This is a genomic window from Bacteroides sp. 2_2_4, assembly GCF_000157055.1.
GTDB classification, from domain to species: domain Bacteria; phylum Bacteroidota; class Bacteroidia; order Bacteroidales; family Bacteroidaceae; genus Bacteroides; species Bacteroides ovatus.
In genome coordinates this window covers 406389-430758 of sequence record NZ_EQ973355.1, presented here as the reverse complement: position 1 = coordinate 430758, position 24370 = coordinate 406389, and the positions used below count along the sequence as shown (strand labels likewise).

The window sequence follows — 24370 nt, the reverse complement described above, 5'->3', positions numbered from 1 at the left end:
TTTCAGAGTAGCCAAAATAGGCTACTCCTTTTAACACTATATTGGAATACTTTATTCATGATGATACGGCCCTCCATTCAATATCGTCATTGCCCGATAAATCTGCTCCACGAATATTAACCGAATCATTTGATGAGAAAAAGTCATCTTCGACATTGAAATCTTTTCGTGTGCTGCCTGATACACTTTTTCTGAAAAGCCATAAGGGCCTCCGATAATAAAAACGAGCCGTTTATTCACCGTATTCATTTTCCGTTTCATATATTCGGCAAACTCAAGAGAGCGCATTTCTTTTCCGTGTTCATCGAGCAGCACCACGACGTCACCCGGTTGAAGAGCTTTCAGTATCAGTTCTCCTTCCTTTTCTTTCTGTACTTCCATTGAAAGACTCTTGGTGTTTTTCAGTTCGGGAATTACTTCCATATCAAAAGTGATATAGCGTTTGGTACGCTGGATATAGTCGTTGATGGCAGTGATATAGTGTTGTTCTACGGTTCGTCCTACGACGAGCAGGGTTGTTTTCATACGTCTACAATTCTGATTATTGCACAAAAATAGGCATTTTTTATGTTATTCTGCAATTAATGCTTACCTTTGCCTATCATTAGTTGAAAGTTTAAGCCTTTAAACTTCAACTTAAAAGCTTGTAATTATGAAAAAACGAGTGCTCGTAGGAATGACCGCATTGCTTCTTTCCCTCTCGTTGCTAATGGCGCAAGAGATACCGGCAGGAGTGATTACGGCATTTAAAAGAGGAAGCTCGCAAGAGCTAAGTAAGTATATGGGGGACAAGGTAAACCTGGTGCTCCAAGGTCGCTCGACAAACGTTGACAAACAGAAAGCAACAGCTGCGATGCAGGAATTCTTTACGGAGAATAAAGTCAGCGGATTTAATGTGAACCATCAGGGAAAACGGGACGAATCAAGTTTCGTTATCGGCACGTTGGCTACTACTAATGGGAACTTTCGTGTGAACTGCTTCCTGAAGAAAGTGCAGAATCAATATTTAATACATCAAATAAGAATTGACAAGATCAATGAATAAGGAAAAAGAACTGATCGACAAGTTGATCGATCTTGCTTTTGCAGAAGATATAGGTGATGGCGATCATACCACCCTTTCATGTATTCCCGCTACGGCAATGGGAAAATCAAAATTGCTTATCAAAGAAGCCGGTGTGCTGGCAGGTATCGAAGTTGCCAAAGAAATTTTCAACTGCTTCGACTCCACTATGAAAGTGGAAGTGTTTATCAACGATGGAACAGAAGTGAAACCGGGCGACGTAGCAATGGTAGTGGAAGGAAAAGTGCAATCTTTGCTTCAGACCGAACGCCTGATGTTGAACGTGATGCAGCGTATGAGCGGCATCGCAACCATGACCCGCAAATACGCAAAGGTATTGGAAGGAACAAATACCCGTGTGCTCGACACCCGTAAGACAACTCCCGGTATGCGTATCCTCGAAAAAATGGCAGTGAAAATCGGTGGTGGAGTAAACCATCGTATTGGTTTGTTCGATATGATTCTTCTGAAAGACAACCACGTAGACTTTGCCGGAGGTATCGACAAAGCTATCACTCGCGCTAAAGAATATTGCAAGGAAAAAGGCAAAGACCTAAAAATAGAAATAGAAGTCCGCAGCTTCGACGAACTGCAACAAGTTCTTGACCTCGGCGGAGTGGATCGTATCATGTTTGATAACTTCACTCCCGAAATGACTAAGAAAGCAGTGGAGATGGTAGCAGGCAAATACGAAACCGAATCTTCGGGCGGCATTACTTTTGATACCCTCCGTGACTATGCCGAATGTGGCGTAGACTTCATCTCGGTAGGGGCTTTGACTCATTCAGTGAAAGGACTGGATATGAGTTTCAAAGCGTGCTGATTTTTTTCACCACAGAGGACGCAGAGTACACAGAGGAACAATGATAGGAAATTCTTCCTATAAAGTAAGTTTAAAACCTCTGTGTACTCTGCGTCCTCTGTGGTGAACTCTCTTCTATTCTTTAACTTCTTTTAGCAATATTCCTTGCAGCATTCTTCAAACTCTTGCGTCTAATGAGTAAAACGACGCAGACATACGTTCGATTTTAAAAAAAAAGTAATTGACTTTGGAAAACGAGATAGAACTGATAAAGGGCTGTCGGGCAGGAAAGGATTCAGCCCGAAAGGAACTTTACACCCTCTATTCCAAACAGATGCTGGCGGTATGTTTCCGCTATACGGGCGATATGGATGCGGCGCACGATGTACTGCATGACGGTTTCATCAAGATTTTTACCAACTTCTCGTTCCGGGGCGAGTCTTCGCTCTGTACATGGATAACCCGGGTGATGGTTACTCAATCACTCGATTTCCTGCGGCGGGAGAAACGAGTCAGCCAGTTGGTAGTGCATGAAGAGCAGCTTCCCGATATACCGGATATATCGGACTCGGGAGGAGGGGCTGGAATCTCCGAAGAGCAATTGATGGCTTTTATTGCCGAATTGCCGGATGGTTGCCGAACCGTTTTCAACCTTTATGTGTTTGAAGAGAAATCGCACAAGGAGATAGCCAAGATGCTTCACATTAAAGAACATTCGTCTACTTCGCAGTTGCACCGGGCCAAGTATTTGTTAGCAAAAAGAATTAAAGAGTATAGGAATCATGAAGAAAGAAAATGATGAAATAACCGATCTGTTTCGCACGCGTCTCGCTGATGCAGGGATGAGTGTACGGGATGGCTTTTGGGAAGAGCTCTCGCAGGAAATACCTGTGGCTTGCCAGCATCGTCGTCGGATTCTGCTCTTCCGTGTGGCGGCTGCGGCATCTGTATTGCTCGTTTTGGCGGCCTCGTCGGCTACTTTCTTGTATTTCTCTCCCAAAGAAGAAATGGAAGAAGCATTTACAAAGATAGCCGTGACAAATGGAGGGCAGATGGATGGAGATGGAGTACGCGTCAATCAGTTACCGTTGCCGGTAGAACCGGTGTTGCCGAAACCGGCTCCAAAGTCTTACGGTATGCTGTCACAATACACGGAGGAAGAAGATTCGCTTTCTATCACTTTCTCCATGTCGTTTTCTTTTTCCGCCACCACTTCCACAGGAAATGGCAACCGATATGGTAATCAAGGGAATAACGGCTTTTGGCAGGCAACAAACGGTGATACGGAATCATCTGTAGCTCCGGAAGAACAATCGAATGTGAATGTGGCTCAACCCAAAGCGGTGAAAAAGCATCGCTGGGCGATGAAAGTTCAGGTAGGCACGGCGCTTCCGGCTGATAATGGCACTTATAAAATGCCGGTTTCCGCAGGGGTAACGGTAGAGCGTAAACTAAACGAATCTCTCGGAATAGAAACCGGACTGCTTTATTCAAACCTTCGTTCGGCGGGGCAGCATTTGCACTATCTGGGTATCCCCGTTAAAGTAAATGTAACACTGGTAGATACGAAGAAATTTGACCTTTACGCTACCGTAGGCGGAATAGCCGATAAATGTATCGCCGGCGCGCCGGACAACAGTTTTAAAGAAGAACCTATCCAACTGGCAGTGACTGCCGGCATTGGAATCAATTATAAGATTAATGACCGACTTGCTGTTTTTGCCGAACCCGGAGTTTCGCATCATTTCAAAACAGATTCGAAACTGGCTACGGTACGAACGAAACGGCCGACTAATTTTAATTTACTTTGCGGACTTCGCATGACGTATTAATCCTTATGAAAATGAAAAAAACACTACTAATGCTGTGGATGGCTGTTTGCCTGATCGTATCTTTTACAGGATGCACCAGCGAAGAAATGGATTATAACAATCCGGATGTTGCCCTTTTTGTGAAACAATTGAAGTCGGGTACGTACAAGATGAAGAATGATAAAGGGGTGGTGGAGGTCCCTCATTTTACGGAAGAGGACATCCCCGAACTTTTAAAATATGCAGAAGATCTGACCATTATTCCTTCTTTTCCGTCGGTTTATAATATGAACAACGGTAAAATTCGGTTGGGCGAGTGTATGCTTTGGGTGATTGAGTCTATCCGTCAGGGCACACCTCCGTCATTAGGTTGCAAAATGGTATTGGCGAATGCCGAAAATTATGAAGCAATCTATTTCCTGACCGATGAGGAAGTACTCGATGCAGCCGCTTGTTATCGTAGTTGGTGGGAAGAACGCCAATATCCGAAAACGAGATGGACAATTGATCCGTGCTACGATGAGCCGCTTTGCGGATCGGGTTATCGTTGGTGGTAATAAAGGGGGAAGAGCCTTCGGAAAGTAAAAAATAGGAAACATTCATGTGGGAACATTTGTTTGTATCAGCAGTCTTTTGCTGCTGACAGGGGATTATTACGCTCAAACGATGGGCTCTCATACGTGCAAATGTATATGAAGTGCTCCGAAATATAGGTAATGAAAGAGTAAAAAGGATGGATGGATTAAAACGGTTTATAACAACGATGGCACTGTGCTTGACTGCTGTATTTGCATATTCGCAAGTATGGACGGCGCAAGATTCTTTGCATTTGAAGAAATTGCTGGAGAGTGACCAGGAGTTGCATTTAAATATGGATGCTGTGAAATCGATTGATTTCGGAAGCGCAGTGGGTACTCCCCGGATGTCGGAGGAGAAAAGCTGGATGATGCCTGACGAATCGCTTCCTGAAGCGTTGCCTAAACCGAAAGTGATGTTGACTCTGATGCCATATAAAGCGAATACCCGCTATAACTGGGATCCCATCTATCAGAAGAAGATAAAGATCGATAAAAATACCTGGCGGGGTGATCCTTTCTACGAGATACGCCATCAAAGATCTTATTCAAACTGGGCACGCAATCCGATGGCAAAGGGAATGCGTAAGTCGTTGGATGAGATACAGGCGAGTGGGGTGCGTTTCCGTCAGTTGGGTGAACGTGCTAACGGAATGATGGTGAACACGGTAGTGATGGATGCACCTATTCCCTTGTTTGGTGGGAGTGGAGTGTATATCAATGGTGGAACTATCGGCGGACTTGACCTGATGGCTGTCTTTACAAAAGATTTCTGGAATAAGACGGGACGGGATAACCGTGCCCGCACATTGGAAGTGTTGAGAACTTATGGAGATTCTACCACTGTGTTGATAAATAAACCAATTGAACAGATTGCCCGTTGAAGGCGTTATAATGATGTGTTGATGTAGCAATGCGCTAATGTGCTGACTAGAGAATGTTTGTAATTGAATAATTAGTATATTTGTGTGTTGTTATGTTGGCGCATTGTTATATAGCTTTGTCGCTATTATTGGTATCTTAGTATATTAACACATAGATAAATTATTGGTTATGAATAGAATTACTTCTCTTCTGGGTATTCGGTATCCTATTATTCAAGGTGGTATGGTGTGGTGCAGCGGTTGGCGTCTTGCTTCTGCTGTGAGCAATGCCGGTGGACTGGGATTGATCGGTGCCGGTTCCATGCATCCGGACACTTTACGCGAGCATATCCGTAAATGTAATGCGGCCACGAAATTGCCTTTTGGTGTAAACATTCCTTTGATGTATCCCCAGATAGAAGAGATTATGAATATTGTGGTGGAAGAGGGAGTGAAGATTGTTTTTACCTCTGCCGGAAATCCGAAAACGTGGACTGGGTGGTTGAAAGAGCGTGGAATAACGGTTGTTCATGTTGTTTCTTCTTCCCGTTTTGCTGTAAAATGTGAGGAGGCTGGAGTAGATGCGGTAGTGGCAGAAGGGTTTGAAGCCGGAGGGCATAATGGACGCGAAGAAACAACGACTTTCTGTTTGATTCCGGCTGTACGTGAGGCTACAACATTACCTTTGATAGCTGCAGGAGGTGTCGGCACAGGGGAAGGAGTATTGGCTGCTATGGTGTTGGGAGCCGAAGGGGTGCAGATAGGAACCCGTTTTGCTCTTACTGAAGAGAGTTCAGCGAGTTCGGTATTTAAAGATTATTGCTTGAGTCTCAGAGAAGGGGATACTAAGTTGTTGTTGAAAAAGCTGGCTCCAACACGTTTGGTAAAGAATGCTTTCCGCGAAGCGGTGGAGAAGGCTGAAGATAGTGGAGCTAGTGCTGAAGATTTGAGAACTTTATTAGGACGGGGGCGTGCTAAAAAAGGAATCTTTGAAGGTGATCTGGAAGAAGGGGAATTGGAGATCGGACAAGTTTCGGCAATCATATCCCGTCGGCAGTCTGTGGCAGAAGTAATGAACGAATTGGTAGCGGCTTATCAACGGGCGGCAAAGAAAGATTATTTATTTTAAAGATATAGCTCACCACAGAGTAATACAAAGTCTTGCAGAGTTTTTTAAAGGTTATCAATCGAAGACGTAAGACATTGAGATAGCCTTACTTTGAAAAAAAGAAAGAACTCTGTAAGACTTTATATTACTGTATGGTGAAAATGCATAGTTACAGGTTGATAGGATCGTACTTCAAACCAAATACGTCGGCAACGGCCTTATAAACGATTTTTCCTTCTACGATATTTAATCCGAGTGCTAATGCTGGATTCTCTTTGCAGGCTTTTTTCCATCCCTTATTTGCTAAAGCTATCACATAGGGGAGGGTAGCATTGGTTAGTGCAAGGGTGGAAGTGTAAGGTACAGCTCCCGGAATATTAGCTACTGCATAATGAACGATTCCGTCTACAATATAGGTCGGTGCACTGTGGGTGGTCGGGTGAGAGGTCTCGAAACATCCTCCCTGATCGATTGCTACATCTACTAATACTGTGCCGGGCTGCATTATTGAAAGCATCTCTTTGGTAATCAAATGTGGTGCTTTATCACCGGGAATCAGTACAGAGCCGACAACTAAATCAACATCCGGCAATTCTTTTCTGATTCTTAGTTCGGATGCGTACAATGTCTTTACATTCTTCGGCAGTGTCTCGCTCAAATAGCGCAGACGTGCCAGATTTATATCTGTAATAGTGACATCTGCCCCCATTCCAGCAGCCATTTGTGCAGCATTGCTACCTACAACTCCACCTCCTAAAATTAATACTTTAGCTGGTTTAACACCTGGTACACCTCCCAAAAGGATACCTTTTCCGCCTTGCGGTTTTTCCAGAAAACGGGCGCCTTCTTGGATAGACATACGTCCGGCAACTTCACTCATGGGAATTAATAAAGGTAATGAGTGGTCTGCTTCTTCTACAGTTTCATAAGCCAGGCATATTGATTTGTTAGAGAGCATAGCAAGGGTTAATTCCTTGTCGGAAGCAAAATGGAAATAAGTGAATAGTAACTGTCCTTTTCTTATTAAGTTATATTCAGTGACTATCGGTTCTTTCACTTTTACTATCATCTCAGCAGTGGCGTAAATATCTTCTATTGTTGGCAGGACATGTGCGCCGACAGCTTGATATGCTTCATCCGGAAAACCGCTATTTACTCCCGCTGTATGTTGGATAAACACCCGGTGCCCTTGTTTTACCACTTCGGCCACTCCTGAAGGTGTCATGCCTACACGGTTCTCATTGTTTTTGATTTCCTTTGGTACTCCGATAATCATAATGTTACGTATTAAAGATTTAACATGTTCGAAAGTACGAAAAATCCCCTTACGTTGTTATTCGTAAGGGGATGTTTTAGAACAGAATGCCTTGCGTGTTGAGATGAATAAATGCGTAGAGTGGTTGTTTTATAGACATTCACTGCCCTGTTTGTTGATTTTCATGCTTTTTCCATAGAGACCCACTCGAGCTATGTTGTTATAAAAGGGTTCTGCAATATCGTACTTAAAAGGAAGTACTTCTTCATTGTCTTTGTTTATATACCCCCACTTGGACGACTGACTTTCAATACAAACAGCAGCCAATCCTTCAGAGAAAGAGCGTCCATTATCATATTCCAGGGGAATGACAACTTCTCCTTTCTTGTTAATGAATCCTATCTTATTGTGTAGCGAGACGAGAGCTAATCCTTCCGCGAATTGTTCTATTTGACTGTAAGTCGGTGGAAGAATGTAGTTTCCTTGTCTGTCAATCAATCCCCATAATCCATCGTGGCATACCCGTGCACATTCTTGTTCAAACGAGTGAGCGGCTGTGTATTTAAACGGAATCTGTATTTGTCCGGTATGGTCGATGAATCCGTATTGAGAATTGAGTACTACCATCCCTAATCCTTCTTTAAAAGAGAAAGCCCGTTCGTACATTAGAGGAATGACAACGTCATATCCTTTATTGATGTATCCCCATTGGATTTTTCCTTTTACCGGAGCCAATCCTTCGGAGAAACGGCCAATTGCCGAGAAGCGCTTTTTCTTATTAGCTACCCCATAAGCTAAAAAAGAAGCGAAGAACTTTGTAATAGTGCTGCTCATTACCTTTATTGTTTGTGTGGTAAGCGTCCGGATACCATATATATACAAGAGAAGCGTGGACGTCGTTAGTTCATTCTATTCAAGGCTCTGGTAAACCTATTGGGAAATGAACAACAGAGTCCACGCCCTTGCATATAACAAAGACGTGAACGCTTAGTTGCCATTATCTCCCCAATTAAAGAATTTACCAGATTCTGAATAGAGATAATATTCTAAACGCTTCTACGTTATTAATCGTAATAAGTCGCTACAAAGATACGGATTTCTTGTTAAAGAACAATGCTTTTAGGGGATAAAGATTTAATGGTGAATGAGGTAGGTGTACAAAATGAGAGATGGCTAATAGATAGATTAAAAAAAGCTCCTTTTACGCTTTAGGTAAAGGGAGCTTTTTAGTCTATGATGTCAGGCGGTTTGTTTCTATGAAAAATGCTTGGTTATTAGTTTAAAAGTCCGGGATTAGCATCAATTGCATCTTGTGGAATACGCAATGTGTAACGGGAATCATCTTGTACAAGTGTGTAGGTTACATCTTCAATTTCTTTTTTGATTTCCGGTCGGGTAGTTCGGCGTAAATCAAACCAGCGATGGCCTTCAAAAGCAAGCTCGCGAGCACGTTCTTTCAGAATTTCTGTGACTAGCTTTTCTTGGCTCATCGCGTTTATTTCATTCTTTTTCTGCTCATAACCTTCTGATGTATAACGATTCTCTATTAGTTTCAAGAGCCGGGTACGTGCTTCAGGTAATTTGTTTAAATGTGCAGCAGCTTCTGCTGAATTTAAATAAAGCTCTCCGGTGCGGAAAGTACATTTGAATTTAGATTCACCACTTTTGATGGAAGTATAATTTCCATTTTTATTTGCTTGATAATACTTGTTTGGACGTAGATCTTTTCCTTCCTCATATTCTTGTAAAAATGAAGGGTAAAGTAAGAGTGATCCGGCATAATCGCTATTTGGAAAAACTTCATAGGCAGTGATCATTTCTACAGATGTAAATTCATTAGGAAGTTTGCCTCCTTCATCATTTAGGTTTACCAATGTCGATTTTCCGGCTAATACACGTTCCGAAGCTTCATAAGATTTGCTCCATTCACCCATGTATAAATATACCCGTGATTCCATAGCATCTACTGATAATGTTGAAAAACGGTATGAATATTGAATTTCCCATTCTTTTTTATTAATCAGTTTCCGTGCTGTTTCTATATCAGATAAAATAGAGGTATATATTTCCTTTACAGTATTTCTTGATGGTATTTCTTCTAAATCAGTATTGAGTTTTAGAGGAACTGCTTTGGTTTCTAATGCTCCGGTAGCTGTATAAGGTTGTCCATAAAGATTGACCAATATGAAATGCATATATGCTCTCATGAGGTAAGCTTCTCCAACTAATTGATTAATATCTTCTTGGCTTCCTTCTGATATTTCATCTTTTTTATCTATGATTGCGTTGGCATAATAGATATTGGTATAATAGGCCGCCCATCCAAATTGTCTCGTACTTGCATTCGGATTAACATCATTCCATTTTTCAACATCTCCTAAAGAATTTTTGGAAGTGGCATCAGACTGTAATATGGTTGCGATATCTGTTCTGATTTCGCATATTCCTCTGTCATTGAGTGCTGTATTGTAAGCTGTTGTGAATAAAGCTCTGTATTCAGCTAGCGTATTGGGAATTACTTGGCCTACTGGTTGTATGTCCAAATAACTATCACAGGAAGATAATAACAGGCTTCCTATTAATGTGAATATATAATATATTTTCTTTGTCATAATATATTTTTTAAAAGTTAAGACTTAGATTGAAGGTAATGGATTTGGGAACTGGGGTAGAGTATAGGTTGCCCATTGATTCCGGATCCATATAATTATCATAATTAGAGCTGATAACGAATAGGTTACGAGCCTCTAATCCTACAGTTGCTCCGCCGATACTTAGTTTATGAAGCCATTCGGATGGAACCCGGTAAGCAAGACGTATATTTTGTAGACGTACAAAGCTTAGCTTTTTTACCCAGATATCCAGTGATCTGTAAATGTCATTTCGAGTACTGAACAAGTAGTAGTCGGCCGGATTGTAATTGTACGTTGCTAATGCAGGGAACTTTCCTGTTGTATTTTCCGGTGTCCATCTATCCAGTATGTCTCTATTCATATTGCGCCCTGGGTCTAAGTCAGATACATTATAACTTGGAGTTGTTTTTACGTGTGCTCCAAAATTATATGAAAAATTCAGATTCAGTTCCCAATTTCGGTAATTGAACGTATTTAGAAAACCGCCCGTGTAGGGAGCATCTGACGTTCCAACATAGCTGTAAAAGTCTCTTTGTTCTTCAGTACTTGGTCCTATTTGGTAAGTGCCAAGACCATCTTCATTCGATGTCATTCTGAATAACTCTTCTACAGTGACAGCTTTTCCCTCTTTATTCTCAAGATAGATTTGTCCTGTATCAGGATTTATACCTTTTGTTTTTAGTGCAAAGATTGCACCTACAGGATATCCTTCCAGACTAGGAGTCACTTGGCTTTTATCTGTAAGTACTTTTAGTACTTTATTTTGATTATATGCGAAGTTGAAAGTAGTGTACCAAGAGAAGTTTTTAGTGGTGATATTACGTGTCTGCAGGTTTATTTCTACACCTTTATTTTCCATACTAGCCCAGTTTATAGACATATTAGTGAATCCATTTTCTAAAGCTAATGCTTTAGAACCAATTAAGTCTGTTCCTTTTCTATAGTAGTAATCTACACTAAGATTGATGGCTTGATTGAGTACGGAAAAATCTATTCCTAGATTGTAAGATGCTGTTTTTTCCCAGCGTAATTTACTGTTGGGAGCACTATTGATAATAATATTTTCTTCACTGTAACCTGGTAAAATATTCACATTATCATATTTTCCGACTAGGAATGGAGAGGTTCCCTTATCAATATTTCCTTGTAAGCCATAAGAAAGGCGAAGAGCTAAATTATCAATCCATTTGTATTGTCTAATGAACGATTCATTAGATAAACGCCACAAACCGCTTACCGAATAGATTGGTAAGAAACGGTATTTCTTATCTACTCCGAATAAATCAGAACCATCCATGCGCACACTTCCTCCCAATGTATAACGATTCATTAAAGTATATGAACCATTGGCAAAGAAAGAAGCAAAAGCGTTTTCCTTGTACGATTTAGTTTTTAGATTCCAATCATTGGCTTGTGCTTCATCTTTAAATATGAGATTCTGGAATGTTAGTTTCTTGGGATCATATCCGTATCCGGTTGAGGCTTGGTTGTCTACCCAGTTTTTGCGAATTTCCGAACCAGCCATTATTTGTATGTCATGTATATCCCCAAATGTGTTTTTGTATTCTCCTTGGATTTTCCATGTGAGTTGTGAGGTTGTACTATTAGTTGTTTTAAGCATGCCTCCTTCTGGTATAAGATAGGTTTGTACACCATTTTTCCAATATTTATTGGTTTCACGTATATTCCTAATATTATATGAATTTATCCCGGCATATTCTTCTTGCGACAATTGATCCCATTGCACACCAATCTGTGAATAAACTTTCCACTGATCGTTAAAACGTAGCTGAACATCAAAGATAGAATTGATGGCTGTGGTGACAGATTCTTTATTGGTGTTTGCTCGTTCTTCGAATATATTAAAGCCTTGCTTTTCATCTGTTTCATTACTTCTGACTACGTCGTAATCGTAAAGGTAGTTTCCTTGTTCGTCAAACGGAGCAAAGTAAGGGTTGGCGATACGTGAATAATATATAGGGTTAATAAGTCCGTAAGTATCAGTCATAAATGTGTTATTCTTGCGTCTGTTGGCAAAAATAGACATTCCAATTTTTAATATTTTGTTGATTTGGTAAGACGTTTTACTGGTCAGATTAAAACGGCTCATGCTTACACCTGGTACATTTCCGTTTTCTTTGACATAACCAAGTGAGTTGTAATAAGTAACCTTTTCGCTACCACCAGAAATGCTAAAGTTATATTCTTGCGTAAAAGCATCTCTGAATAATATGTCATTCCAATCTGTATTGATTGTTTTCAGTTTGTTTATAGCATTTTGGGCTTCAGGTGTCAGTCCGTTCCACCCCTGTTCTTTATAGATGTCTATTAAGTTATATTGTTTCATGATAGCAGCAACTTTTCCTTTTTCAGGAAATACCGGTATCGGATCTGTTAATCCCCATAATATGTCAAACCGTGCTTCTTTTAATAATTGAAGTTCCAAATCGACTTTCTCTTCCGAGTTTAGTAAGTTGAGCCGTGAAGTATTGAGATTTGGAGTATAAGTCAATTTAGTATTGAAGTTAATAACAGGTTTTCCGGTTTTTCCTCTTTTGGTTGTTACCACAATTACACCATTTGCAGCACGTGCGCCATAAATGGCAGTAGCAGCTGCATCTTTTAATATCGTAATGCTTTCAATGTCGTTTGGGCTCAAACCTGCGATAGAAGATTGTGACATATTTACAATGTCATTATCGTTATCTTTGTTAATCTCTGGAATATCTGTCCCCTCCAAAGGTATTCCATCCAATACCCATAATGGGTCTTGTGTTCCATTTAATGAAGCCGTACCACGAATACGAATACGTGCTGGAGCTCCCGGTGCACCAGAAGTTGTCGTAACAGCTACACCGGCGATTTGTCCTGCTAACGCCTGATCGATACTTTTTGCAGCACCTACCATTCCATCTGTAACATCTACTTTGGCAATGGCAGCAGTCAGTTTACGACGTTCCAGTTCTTGATAACCAGTTACTACTACGTCTCCTAATGTGTGTGATGAAGCTTGAAGTACAATACGATAAGTATCTTTTCCTGCTTGCAAAACGATGTCTTGTTCTTCAAATCCTATATAACTACAATGTAACCTAGTCACCTTTTCCGGAATGGAAATGGAGAATTTACCATCCATATCAGTGATAGTACCTAGAGAAGTCTGTGATGCTCCGGCCTTTTTCAAGTCATCTGCGTTAACATATACGGAAGCACCGATCAGAGGTTCATTATCTTCACCGGATATAACGACTCCGGTGATTGTACGATTAGCAGCGCTGGCAAAGGCCAGCGCATTTGCAAAGAGGCATATAAGAATGCACAAGTATTTTTTTCTCATTAATGTAGATAGTTAAAGTAATAAGTGGTTTTATTTGATTCCTAAAGCAGTATTAATACGTAGAATCATGTCCTCATAATGATAGCGTGCAGCAGTATCGGAAGTTCCGAGACGGTTCTGCAACAACTTCTTGATACGTAATAATTCACCGCGTTTCACAGAGATAGCATCTGAAATACGGTTGAGCTGGCTGCCATAGAAATTGAGCACACGTGGAGCACCCATCCGGTCTTCCTGACGAAGTGCACGCTGTTCGGCAGCGTAACAGCTACAGAAAGGAGTAGCGTGGTCAAGCAAGAAATGTTCGTTGGCGATCTTCTTGTTGATTTTAACGGCTTCCGGTTCTGCAGCGGCTGTAAGTAATGCATCAAGGAAGTTTTTCTGCAAAGAACGTTCCATAACGTTAGGGATGCCACCGCGTTCGGTAACACCGAAAATGTTCTTATGAAGTCCGTCCATAAGTTCCACTACTGTAAAGGCTTTCTTTCCATTGACAGATTCATTCTCTATCATACGCATCAAACGAGTATTGCCAAGTAAATCCCAAAGGATATAGGCTTGGGCGTTCTTTAAGATTTGTGTAGGAGCATTTTCCTGTTTTCCAATGGGAGTATTGCGAAGTAGATAAGTATATTGCCCCACTTCCGTGTCAAACAGCCATTTAGGGTATGTCAAAACTTCATTCATCAGAAATTTCAGTGAAGCTTGTTGTTTCTCTTTCTCTACGAATGTATAAGTTTTAACGCCGTCTCCTACAATTGTATTTTCAATGTAGATACCGCCAATATTGGCAAGGACATGATATAAATAGTTGTTCCATTGGTTGATTACAGCGTAGTAGAGGCGAGATGCTTCTTCATAAGTTTGTCCCTTCTCACCGGTAGTAGTCCATTGAAGAATTTGCGGAACAATACGTTTCAGATTCTCAATGCCAAGTAAAGAAGAACGAACCGGATCATCACCTAAATCTTCGTTCTGTGCACGTGGATCTACCGCATCACGTACATCCTGTGCTTCACTATATTTATAAAGACGATCAGTATGTTTGCTCAAAAAATCGAATAAAACATCCTTTTCTTCTTCCGGAGTCTTCTTTCCGTACCAACGATAACCATATTCGATAGCAAACATGTCATAAGGACCGATATGCGGAGAAAGAACTTTCACGCCATCTCCTGGTTGTGCGATATAATTGAATCGTGCATAATCCATGATAGATGAAGCGGTAGAATTCATTCTGGAAGTGAATGCTTCGGAACGTAATGAATCCGTCGGGAAAGCCCATGATCCCATCATATTGTGACGGAGTCCCAATGAGTGGCCTACCTCATGACAGGCGACGAATCGAATGGCATCTCCCATCAAAGCATCAGGCAATTGTACATTACGTGCTTCCGGACACACTGTTCCGGTCTGGACAGTAATCCATTCACGTACCATAGAAAGCACATTGTGCCACCACATAATATCAGCTTCCAGGATTTCTCCGGAACGGGGATCTAACAGAGAAGGTCCCATTGCATTTTTCTTTTCCGAAGCAGCATAAGTCAGTACGGAGTAATTGACATCATCCATGTCTACATGCATACTGTCCGTGATTTCTTTGGCAATAATCGCATTCTTGAAACCAGCCTTTTCAAAGGCAATCTGCCAGTCCTCGATACCTTTCTTAATGTACGAACGCCATTGGTAAGGAGTTGAATTATCAATGTAGAAGACAATCGGTTTGGCAGGTTCCACCATCTGACCTTTCAGATAAGCCTCCCGATCTTCCGGTTTGGGTTCCATACGCCAGCGGGTGATATACTGTGTCTTATCCGTACGCTGCTGCGCATCACTAAAACTTAATAACGGATTCGTGAAATAACCGACCTTCTGATTGTCGAATCGTCCCATCATCGGCTTCTCGGGCAATAAGAGAATAGAAGAACTAACTTCCACCGTTACATAAACAGTAGTAGTACCTTCCGTTACCCGGGTAGTCAACTCGGAAGTTGCCACGACATTGTTTGAAAAGGATTTGATGGATAGAATACGTGATAAATTCTTGATAGCCGAAGTACCCAGATTAATATTGGTAAATACGTTATTGATACTGGTTTCCGTACCATCATAAATATCATTCACCTTGATTACTAATGCCGTAGAATCTGCATTGACTGCTTCGATCTTGAATGCGGCAATCAGCGGAGAGATAAAATTATCCTTTACCGAACGGAAGATAGCATCCGTTGGGGGGGCCAGAGGTAATGGACGTTGTTGGCGTAACATTAGTTTGCCCGTCGCTTTGTCCCATTCCATGCAAACCATCTGGTTTTCATAGTTTACTCCGCGGTTTACACCCGCATCATTAAGTTCGGTAGGAACTCGTTGCAGCTTATTGACAACTAATAAGTCACGTCCCAAAAGTGAGGTGGGAATTTCAAAATAATAATCATTCTTCTTTTGATGTACAGCAAACATCCCTTTGGTCGTTTTACTGTCTTCCACTAATTTCTCGTAGTCGCTTTTACTCTTCTCTTCTTTCTCTTCTGGTTTTTTCTTTTTCTTTTTAAACCAACTCAGATTTTCTGTAGCGGGGGTAGTTGCAAATGCCGAGAGCGCTTCTCCACTCAGCAATATACATGCAATGACCGCTGCCATTACTTTTACATACATTCTCATTGAGTTTCTAACTTTTAATTATAATTAAAAAACGGCTACAAAAGTACTAATATAAATAACATAATGACTACTAATTTGCAATGAATATAACATTAAAAAGAAATATTAACTAGTATCTACGGTCATCATTCTCCTCGGATATTTCATAGTTTAGTGGGAATAGTGTACATTTGCGGGAGTAAAAAAGTGAACGGAATGATGAGACGATATATCACTGCTTTGATGCTGGCTTGCTGCATCGGAGGGTATGGACAAGAGAAGAAGCAAGTAACCTTTGTACCTCCTTTTGACTTTCCTCTTACATTGAGTGGGAACTTTGGAGAAATCCGCTCCAATCACTTCCACGGCGGACTGGATTTTAAGACAGGCGGAGTTATCGGTAAACCCGTTCGTGCTCTCGCTGATGGCTATATTTCGCGTATTCGCGTCACGAATGGTTCGGGATATGTACTTGATGTCTGTTATCACAATGGCTATTCAACGATCAACCGCCATTTGAGTGGTTTTGTTTCTCCCATTGCCGAAAGGGTGGAGAAACTTCAATATGAAGAAGAAAGCTGGGAAGTAGAGATTGTTCCCGAACCGGGAGAATATCCGGTGAAAGGAGGTCAGCAGATCGCATGGAGCGGAAATACCGGATATTCGTTCGGTCCGCATCTTCACCTGGATGTATTTGAAACGGAATCGGGAGATTATATTGACCCTATGCCTTTCTTTCAATCGAAAATAAAAGATACGCGTGCTCCGAAAGCGGATGGCATTCTATTTTTTCCGCAACTGGGTAAAGGAGTAGTGGATGGAAAGCAAGAGAATAAAACCATCCTTCCCAATAGTGAGCGTCCGGTGGAAGCATGGGGAGTGATAGGTGTGGGGATCAAAGCATACGATTACATGGATGGAGTGAATAACCATTATGGAGTTTATTCAGTTGTGCTTACGGTAGATGGAAATGAAATATTTCGTAGCACCGTAGATCGTTTCTCGCAGGAAGAGAACCGGATGATTAATTCCTGGACTTACGGGCAATATATGAAATCTTTCATTGATCCGGGCAACACTTTGCGTCTGCTAAAAGCATCGAATGATAACCGTGGCTTGGTGACAATTGATGAGGAACGGGACTATCAGTTCTTATATACATTAAAAGATGCTTTCGGAAACACTTCCAAATATAGTTTCACCGTACGGGGTCGGAAACAGCCGATTGAACCGTTGAATCATCGGGAGAAATATTATTTTACCTGGAATAAGACTAATTATCTGCAAGAACCGGGATTGAACCTGGTTGTTCCGAAAGGAATGTTGTATGATGATGTTCCCCTCAATTATCAGGTGAAGGCGGATAGTGGTGCCGTTGCTTTTACTTATCAGCTGAATGATAAGGCGGTTCCGCTGCATGCAGCTTGTGAACTGTGTATCGGGTTGCGTAGAAAACCAATTGCCGATACGACGAAATATTATGTGGCCCGCATAACTCCCAAAGGAGGAAAGTACAGCGTAGGCGGAAAGTATGAAGACGGATACATGAAAGCATCTATCCGGGAGTTGGGAACTTACACTGTTGCCATCGATACCATCCCGCCGGAGATTATCCCTGTCAACAAGAATCAGTGGGGAAGAAACGGAAAAATTGTCTATCGTTTGAAAGATCAGGGCGCGGGAATTGCTTCCTATCGTGGAACGATTGACGGAAAGTATGCGCTTTTCGGACGTCCCAATATTGTGAAATCATACTGGGAATGTACGTTGGACCCCAAACGCGTAAAGAAGGGAGGCAAGCATACTGTTGAATTTACAGTGACCGACTATTGTGGGAATGAAACAGTGGCCCGTGAAAGCTTTATTTGGTAAATTATTAAAAGTGAATCATATATTTATTATGAAGAGAAGAATTATTCTTTGTGCCGCCGTATTGATGGCGGCTGTGGCGAACACCTTCGCCTGCACCAACCTGATTGTCGGAAAAAATGCGTCTGCCGATGGCTCGACGATTGTTTCCTATTCTGCCGACTCGTACGGCTTATTCGGAGAACTTTATCATTATCCGGCTGCTACCTATCCAAAAGGTACGATGCTGAAAGTTTATGAATGGGATACCGGCAAGTATCTGGGAGAAATAGAGCAGGCACGCCAGACTTACAATGTAGTCGGTAATATGAATGAATATCAGGTTACCATTGGTGAGACAACTTTCGGCGGACGTCCGGAATTGGCCGATTCTACAGGGATTATCGATTACGGAAGTCTGATTTATATCGGTTTGCAACGTTCGCGCACTGCCCGTGAAGCTATTAAGATCATGACCGACTTAGTGCAGCAATACGGCTACTATAGCGAAGGAGAATCCTTTACTATTGCCGATCCGAACGAAATATGGATTATGGAAATGATTGGTAAAGGTCCCGGCATCCGTGGAGCAGTTTGGGTAGCTGTACGTGTGCCCGATGATTGTATTTCGGCCCATGCCAACCAGTCACGTATCCACCAGTTTGATATGAACGACAAGGAAAACTGTATGTACTCTCCGGATGTCGTTTCTTTTGCCCGTGAGAAGGGATATTTTAATGGAGTAAACAAAGACTTTAGTTTCTCATTAGCCTATGCGCCTCTTGATTTTGGTGCCCGTCGTTTCTGTGAGGCTCGTGTGTGGAGCTATTTTAATAAGTTTACGGATAACGGAAAAGATTATCTTCCTTACATTGAGGGAAAGACTAATACGCCGATGCCTCTTTTTGTGAAGCCGAAACAGAAGTTATCCGTGCAAGATGTGAAAGATATGATGCGCGACCATTATGAAGGAACCCCTCTTGACATCTCCAATGATTTCGGAGCCGGACCTTATAAGACACCTTACCGTCTTTCTCCTCTGAACTTCAAGGTAGACGGCCAGGAATATTTCAACGAACGTCCGATTTCCACTCAACAAAGCGGGTTTGTATTTGTTGCACAAATGCGCGCTAACAAGCCGGACCCGATAGGCGGAGTACTTTGGTTTGGCGTGGATGATGCGAACATGGCTGTATTTACCCCGGTTTATTGTTGTGCTACTAAAGCGCCGGTATGTTATACCCGTGTAGACGGAGCCGATTATATTACTTTCTCCTGGAATTCTGCTTTCTGGATTTTCAACTGGGTATCTAATATGGTCTATCCGCGTTATGATTTGATGATCGGTGATGTACGGGAAGCGCAGAAAGAAATGGAAACTACTTTCAACAATGCACAGGAAGGCATTGAAGAAATGGCTGCCAAACTGCTGGCAAAAGATAAGAACGCAGCAATTGACTTTCTGACAAACTATACAAATATGACCGCACAGAGCACTTTCGATACTTGGAAACAATTAGGAACATTCTTGATTGTGAAGTACAATGATGGAGTGGTGAAACGCGTTAAAGACGGTAAGTTTGAGCGTAATTCTATCGGGCAGCCTGCCGGAGTGATGCGTCCCGGATATCCGAAAGAATTCTTGCAGGAATATGTCAAGCAGACTGGTGACAGATATAAAGTGCCACAAGAATAGATATTAAGTATGAGATATTAGGTATTAAGTATATCGCTTTTTAATTCTTAATTCTCAAATTTCAATTAAAAGAATAGGAATTATAAACTTATTATTTTACATTTGTGTGCTCAAGAAATTGATAATAAATAATTCATTAACCAATAAATAACAATCGAAATGGAAAATCAGGAACTTATTAAACAGGTCACTGAAAAAGCCGAAAAATGGCTAACCCCGGCTTATGATGCTGAAACCCAGGCTGAAGTGAAACGTATGTTGGAAAACGATGATAAAACCGAACTAATTGAAGCTTTCTACAAAGATCTTGAATTCGGTACTGGTGGTCTGCGTGGTATTATGGGTGTAGGTAGCAATCGTATGAATATCTATACAGTAGGTGCTGCCACTCAAGGACTTTCCAACTATCTGAAAAAGAACTTCAAAGACCTGCCGCAAATTTCTGTAGTAGTAGGTCACGATTGCCGCAACAACAGTCGTTTGTTTGCGGAGACTTCTGCTAATATTTTCTCTGCCAATGGTATTAAAGTATATCTGTTTGACGACATGCGTCCGACACCGGAAATGTCTTTCGCCATCCGTCACCTCGGTTGCCAAAGCGGTATCATCCTGACTGCTTCTCACAATCCGAAAGAATACAACGGTTACAAGGCATATTGGGACGATGGTGCACAGGTATTGGCTCCACACGATAAAGGTATCATCGACGAAGTGAATGCAATTGCTTCTGCTGCCGATATTAAATTCCAGGGAAATCCGGATTTGATTCAGATTATCGGTGAAGACATCGATAAGATTTATCTGGATATGGTGAAAACTGTTTCTATTGATCCGGCAGCTATCGCCCGTCACAAAGATATGAAGATTGTCTATACTCCGATTCATGGTACAGGTATGATGTTGATTCCTCGTGCATTGAAAATGTGGGGATTCGAAAACGTATTTACTGTGCCCGAACAGATGATTAAGGACGGTAACTTCCCGACTGTCGTATCTCCGAACCCGGAAAACGCGGAAGCTCTTTCTATGGCTGTAAACCTTGCCAAAGAAATTGATGCTGACCTCGTTATGGCTTCCGACCCGGATGCTGACCGTGTGGGTATTGCTTGCAAGGATGATAAAGGCGAATGGGTACTGATTAACGGTAATCAGACTTGTATGATGTACCTTTATTATATTCTGACACAGTACAAACAACTGGGTAAGATTAAAGGTGGCGAGTTCTGCGTGAAGACAATCGTTACAACTGAACTAATCAAGAAAATCGCAGATAAGAACAATATCGAAATGCTTGACTGCTACACCGGATTTAAATGGATTGCCCGTGAAATCCGTCTGCGTGAAGGCAAACAGAAATATATCGGTGGCGGTGAAGAAAGCTACGGATTCCTTGCCGAAGATTTCGTTCGCGATAAAGATGCCGTATCAGCTTGCTGTTTGATTGCTGAAGTTGCTGCATGGGCAAAAGATAATGGAAAATCCTTGTATCAGTTGTTGCTGGATATCTACGTAGAATACGGATTCTCTAAAGAGTTTACTGTAAACGTAGTGAAACCGGGTAAGAGTGGTGCAGAAGAAATCAAAGCTATGATGGAGAACTTCCGTGCCAATCCTCCGAAAGAATTGGGTGGCTCTAAAGTGATCTTGAGCAAAGATTATAAGACACTGAAACAGACAGATGATAAAGGTAACGTAACTGCAATCGATATGCCGGAACCATCTAACGTACTTCAATATTTCACTGAAGACGGTAGCAAAGTTTCTGTTCGTCCTTCAGGTACAGAACCGAAGATTAAGTTCTATATGGAAGTTCAGGGTGAAATGGGTTGCCGCAATTGTTATGCTTCTGCCGAATCTGCTGCAATGGAAAAGATTGAAGCAGTGAAGAAATCATTGGGTATCTGATTTTGTTTCTTCTGAAATTTCAGATATAGATAACGAAAGATAAATAAATAGCGCCTCCATGGTCTTTTCGAAGATTATGGAGGCGCTTCTTTTTCTCTATACATAGCTCTGATTCTGCCTATTTTCGGGCTTTTTCCCCAACTTGGCACAGTTCTTTCATTTCCTTTGCATTCTTTAAGTCCACTTGCTAATCCTTCTTGCCCGAATCTTGTTGTATTGACATCATCTCAATTTCAACCCGCAGGCTGCGGATACACATGTTTTGTTGATGCTTTAGAGTGATACGTTCAGTTTCATATTCGTAAGTTGTTCGTTTGTAGTTATGTGTATTTCGTGGCCTGCTTTTTTAGTCTATTTTTCAGTCAGTGCTATTTCTTTTTTTCTGTTATTTCTTCGTGCCTATCCAAGTCCATTTATGCCATATTGTTTCCAATGGTCCTTGTTTATGTTTAGACAGCCACCATTTGCAGAACCGAACCTGCGCCAGGAAAAGAATAATACCGATAATCAGGCTAAGAGTATATCCACAGTAAGGAGCAAGATAGAATCCGAATGGGAAATAGATAATGGCTCCCAAAATAGATTGAGAAATATAATTGGTCAAACTCATTTTTCCGTAGAATCGCAGATTAGATACAGTTTTCTTGAACTGATCCTTCTGATAAAGCAACACGAAAGAAGCAACAAGTACAATCGTAAATGCAAATTTCTGCCACATATCAAAGGCAGTACCTACCGTTTGCTGAATTAAACTGCTGTCACTTTGCATGATCTGTTCTTTCAGAGAATACAGTGGCGCGAAACTGATAGCTGCAATAATAAGTGCTTTCATCCAGAACTTCAAATGAGATTCGGTAGTTACGAACAATTCTTTGCGTCCGATATATAAGCCAAACAGGAAAAGTCCGGCAGTCTGCAAGAAACGTCCGGCACCGATAGCCCAAAACAAGCTTGCTTTCTGTCCTAAAGTAACATTGCCTATCAGAAAATCCCAAAAGTTTCCGGCTTTGGTGTATTCTGCTACTTCAGCATACATGGCTCCGACATTCAAATCGGGTAGGGTATAGGCAGGATTGAAAAGGCTCATTATATAATGAAACCATTCAATCGGTTGCAGTGAAAACAAGATGGCGGTGATTAGAATCGCTTTGTCACTCCATTTACGTACGATAAACAGCACAAGACTGACTACAACAAACAGAAGCAGGACATCTCCTGCCGGGAAGAAAGCGGCATTCAAAGTGGCGAATCCTGCCAGCAATATCATTCTCCATAAAAAGCGGTAACCAAAATCTTTTCCTTTCAACTGCTGGTTGTGCGACTGGATATAGAAAGTGAATCCGAAAAGCAGAGCGAATATGGCATAAGACTTTCCGGCAAGCAGTGAAAATGTCGCATTAAATACTCCGGCATCCAAAATGGTGAGCCATTCAGGAGAACTTTCCGGATATACGGGGAAAATGAAATGCTCCAGGTTATGAACCAGAAGGATGGCCATTACAGCAAATCCTCTAAGAGCATCTACTACTTCAATTCGGGGTGTTTTTGTTGATAATTCCATGGGGCTAATTTATGATTGTTTTTAGTAAATGTTCATTTTACCCATCTCTAAGCAGGCTTCGGGAACATACTGACGGATTCCTTTGATGATATTTTCCATGTTTGATTTATTCATTTGGATGCTCTATCCACCAATCAATCATCTTTCGGGCAAGACTAAGTTTTCTGGGAAGTTCGGGTAAATTGTCTCTTGTATAAAAGTCTCCCGAACTCAATTCTTCATCTTGGAGGTTGATCTCCCCTCCGGCATAATCGGCAATAAAGCCGACCATTAGTCCGCTGGGATAAGGCCAGGGCTGATTACCGAAATAAGTGATATTTTTTACATCCAGTCCGGTTTCTTCTTTCACTTCACGTGCTACACATTCTTCTAGCGTTTCTCCGGTTTCCAGAAATCCGGCAACGAGACTGTTGAATGTTCCTTTAAAATTGCGGGCGTGCACTAAAAGTAGTGAATCTTTTTTTCTCACTAATACAAGAATCGCTGTGGAAATGGAAGGATATACCTCCCGGCCACATTTCGGACAACGCTTCATGATAGATTCTTTCTGTTCCATAGGCGTGCCGCAGGCGGAACAAAAGCGGCTGTTTCTATCCCAATGCAGAATCTCATGTGCTTTTCCTGCTGTCTGATAATGAGACAAAGGAAGATATTCATAGGAGGCACGAAGCCCTATCATGATCCATTGCTCCGATTCTTCAATGGGAGAGGAGAGGGAGAAAGCCTTGCAGTTTTTCCCTTCCAGTGTAGTGATATTGTGTACGGTTGTTTTTTCTTTAATAACAATAGGAGAGCTTTCTCCACATGGGACGGTATATATACCATCCTCTTTTTTCTCAAGAAGCAGTTGGTCTTTGTAAAAGATAAACCACCATGATTGTGTTGTCTGATTCATTTTAATTCTAATTCTTGATCTTCGCGCTGCGAAGTTATAAAAAAACTAGATTGATATTTAGACTTATCAGATAAAATACAGGGCAACTGCACCAAAATTTGATTCATAACCGTGCAGAAATGAGCTAAATGATAATTTTGCGGAGTGCCCTGAAAGGGCTTAATTATATAGCGTAGGGCAACGCCCTACGTAAAAACGACAATCTGAATTTGCGCCCTGAAAGGGCATAATTGTATACAGTTCCGCCCTTTCAGGGCACCCCAATAAATATATAATTGTAAGGCTTTCAGCCTAACCGATAAATTCCCATTTAATTAAGAACTGTACTGAAACGAGTTAAACGGTGCGCTAATGAATGGGTCAAAGGTGAGGGTT

The 24370-nt window shown here is 41.5% G+C and carries 18 protein-coding genes; 10 read left to right on the top strand and 8 right to left on the bottom strand.

Features of this window, described 5'->3' with window-relative positions:
• Window positions 1–51 precede the first annotated feature (51 nt).
• Window positions 52–525 (bottom strand): 23S rRNA (pseudouridine(1915)-N(3))-methyltransferase RlmH, encoded by a 474-nt coding sequence (rlmH, locus tag BSCG_RS25425; RefSeq protein WP_004314516.1) that lies wholly within the window; start codon window positions 523–525, stop codon window positions 52–54.
• A gap of 127 nt (window positions 526–652) precedes the next feature.
• Here rlmH and BSCG_RS25430 point away from each other — a divergent pair, with 127 nt between their 5' ends.
• From BSCG_RS25430 to BSCG_RS25460, 7 genes are all read left to right on the top strand, one after another.
• A complete protein-coding gene (locus tag BSCG_RS25430; protein ID WP_004311346.1) occupies window positions 653–1045 on the top strand; it encodes a DUF4783 domain-containing protein in 393 nt (130 codons plus the stop codon).
• The gene (gene nadC, locus BSCG_RS25435; RefSeq protein WP_008774702.1) at window positions 1038–1886 is read left to right on the top strand and encodes a carboxylating nicotinate-nucleotide diphosphorylase; all 849 of its coding nucleotides are present in this window, start codon (window positions 1038–1040) and stop codon (window positions 1884–1886) included. Before BSCG_RS25430 ends, nadC begins: the two co-directional genes overlap by 8 nt.
• Window positions 1887–2112: 226 nt before the next feature.
• A complete protein-coding gene (locus tag BSCG_RS25440) occupies window positions 2113–2664 on the top strand; it encodes an RNA polymerase sigma factor (RefSeq protein WP_004300758.1) in 552 nt (183 codons plus the stop codon).
• The gene (locus BSCG_RS25445) at window positions 2648–3697 is read left to right on the top strand and encodes an outer membrane beta-barrel protein (protein WP_008025786.1); all 1050 of its coding nucleotides are present in this window, start codon (window positions 2648–2650) and stop codon (window positions 3695–3697) included. Before BSCG_RS25440 ends, BSCG_RS25445 begins: the two co-directional genes overlap by 17 nt.
• 11 nt (window positions 3698–3708) lie before the next feature.
• Window positions 3709–4233: a DUF4943 family protein gene (locus BSCG_RS25450; protein ID WP_008644616.1), complete on the top strand. Its 525-nt coding sequence runs from the start codon at window positions 3709–3711 to the stop codon at window positions 4231–4233.
• A gap of 176 nt (window positions 4234–4409) precedes the next feature.
• Window positions 4410–5135: a DUF4858 domain-containing protein gene (locus tag BSCG_RS25455; RefSeq protein ID WP_008774701.1), complete on the top strand. Its 726-nt coding sequence runs from the start codon at window positions 4410–4412 to the stop codon at window positions 5133–5135.
• Between the two features lie 169 nt (window positions 5136–5304).
• The gene (locus BSCG_RS25460) at window positions 5305–6243 is read left to right on the top strand and encodes an NAD(P)H-dependent flavin oxidoreductase (protein WP_004321438.1); all 939 of its coding nucleotides are present in this window, start codon (window positions 5305–5307) and stop codon (window positions 6241–6243) included.
• Window positions 6244–6391: 148 nt separating this feature from the next.
• Here the strand turns inward: BSCG_RS25460 and ald are convergent, their stop codons facing one another.
• From ald to BSCG_RS25485, 5 genes are all read right to left on the bottom strand, one after another.
• On the bottom strand, window positions 6392–7498 hold the full coding sequence (gene ald / locus BSCG_RS25465) for an alanine dehydrogenase (RefSeq protein WP_004311340.1): 1107 nt from the start codon (window positions 7496–7498) through the stop codon (window positions 6392–6394).
• 129 nt (window positions 7499–7627) lie between these two features.
• Window positions 7628–8311: a WG repeat-containing protein gene (locus BSCG_RS25470; protein ID WP_004311339.1), complete on the bottom strand. Its 684-nt coding sequence runs from the start codon at window positions 8309–8311 to the stop codon at window positions 7628–7630.
• Between the two features lie 440 nt (window positions 8312–8751).
• Window positions 8752–10089, bottom strand: a complete 1338-nt coding sequence (locus BSCG_RS25475; protein WP_004304248.1) for a RagB/SusD family nutrient uptake outer membrane protein — start codon at window positions 10087–10089, stop codon at window positions 8752–8754.
• Between the two features lie 10 nt (window positions 10090–10099).
• Window positions 10100–13447 carry a SusC/RagA family TonB-linked outer membrane protein gene (locus tag BSCG_RS25480; RefSeq protein ID WP_004300745.1) on the bottom strand — a complete coding sequence of 1116 codons (3348 nt, stop codon included), beginning with the start codon at window positions 13445–13447 and terminating at the stop codon, window positions 10100–10102.
• A 30-nt stretch (window positions 13448–13477) separates the two neighbouring features.
• Window positions 13478–16111 carry a zinc-dependent metalloprotease gene (locus BSCG_RS25485; RefSeq protein ID WP_032849267.1) on the bottom strand — a complete coding sequence of 878 codons (2634 nt, stop codon included), beginning with the start codon at window positions 16109–16111 and terminating at the stop codon, window positions 13478–13480.
• Between the two features lie 198 nt (window positions 16112–16309).
• Between BSCG_RS25485 and BSCG_RS25490 the strand changes: the two genes are divergently transcribed.
• The 3 genes from BSCG_RS25490 to BSCG_RS25500 all read left to right on the top strand — a co-directional run bounded on the left by BSCG_RS25490 (window position 16310) and on the right by BSCG_RS25500 (window position 21539).
• On the top strand, window positions 16310–17962 hold the full coding sequence (locus tag BSCG_RS25490) for a M23 family metallopeptidase (RefSeq protein WP_008774697.1): 1653 nt from the start codon (window positions 16310–16312) through the stop codon (window positions 17960–17962).
• Between the two features lie 28 nt (window positions 17963–17990).
• The gene (locus tag BSCG_RS25495; RefSeq protein ID WP_008774696.1) at window positions 17991–19634 is read left to right on the top strand and encodes a C69 family dipeptidase; all 1644 of its coding nucleotides are present in this window, start codon (window positions 17991–17993) and stop codon (window positions 19632–19634) included.
• A 159-nt stretch (window positions 19635–19793) separates the two neighbouring features.
• Window positions 19794–21539: a phospho-sugar mutase gene (locus BSCG_RS25500; protein ID WP_004300737.1), complete on the top strand. Its 1746-nt coding sequence runs from the start codon at window positions 19794–19796 to the stop codon at window positions 21537–21539.
• Between the two features lie 385 nt (window positions 21540–21924).
• Here BSCG_RS25500 and BSCG_RS25505 read toward each other — a convergent pair whose 3' ends face one another.
• Both BSCG_RS25505 and nudC read right to left on the bottom strand, forming a co-directional pair.
• Window positions 21925–23100, bottom strand: a complete 1176-nt coding sequence (locus BSCG_RS25505; RefSeq protein WP_007749594.1) for a DUF418 domain-containing protein — start codon at window positions 23098–23100, stop codon at window positions 21925–21927.
• A gap of 106 nt (window positions 23101–23206) precedes the next feature.
• Window positions 23207–24001 (bottom strand): NAD(+) diphosphatase, encoded by a 795-nt coding sequence (nudC, locus tag BSCG_RS25510; protein ID WP_256379247.1) that lies wholly within the window; start codon window positions 23999–24001, stop codon window positions 23207–23209.
• Between the last annotated feature and the right edge of the window lie 369 nt (window positions 24002–24370).